The sequence below is a fragment of the Pantoea sp. paga genome, from assembly GCF_007558755.1.
GTDB lineage: Bacteria > Pseudomonadota > Gammaproteobacteria > Enterobacterales > Enterobacteriaceae > Pantoea > Pantoea agglomerans.
Genome location: NZ_VLTF01000034.1, coordinates 1 through 753 on the forward strand (window position 1 = coordinate 1; position 753 = coordinate 753).

The following is a 753-nucleotide window of genomic DNA, read 5'->3' on the forward strand; positions in this document are numbered from 1 at the left end:
TCATGTAGCCATCATCTATATTTTTGATAGTTAGCTGACACAACCATTCGAGATATTTTGCTATTGTCGTAAGCCGTATGTACTTTGTCGCACTGCATACTCCAGGATGATGATCTTTGATATTAATCACTTTCGCAGTTCTCATCCTCTTCCCGACAAAATCCCGCAGAAGATCAATTTCATTATTATCCAGAAATCTGGCTGTTTGAATTCGCTCTTCAATGTCTATGTTGCGTATAAAAAGAAATCGATAAAAAAGTGTGATACACCCTGCCTGAGTCTCAATTGTTTTTATCGATTCATTACTATTTCTCAGTTGTGTAGTAATAAATAAACATGGATAAAATACCGGAATGCCTGTTTTCTTGTTTTTTATAATGCAATAGCGCTCACCATTTTTCATTTTAAACGTTTTAATACCAAATCTTTCCATAAAATCTCCTTTTTTTTCAGTTAAATTCTTTGCGAAACAGGTATAGGTTAAATATTCAAAAACAATGACCTATAATAATTTTGCAAAAATATTTTATTAATATACCGCTTAATAACTGTCAATAAAGGATGGCACTAAATATTCTTTCCAAATGTTAATAAGGTATATATAAGGCGCTTTCTATTTACCTGATACCTTAAAAACACTCTGCGTAGCTTGATATAACTGACTTCGCATTATTACCGTAAAGAATTTTGCAAATTTTATCTTATTTTTACGCTTAATTCTTTCCATTTTTATCGACAACTTTCACAGCATTC

At 31.5% G+C, this 753-nt stretch carries 1 pseudogene; it reads right to left on the reverse strand.

The window, feature by feature from the left end:
- Positions 1-433, reverse strand: a pseudogene (locus tag FOV68_RS23850) (site-specific integrase); the annotation flags it as partial.
- Between the last annotated feature and the right edge of the window lie 320 nt (positions 434-753).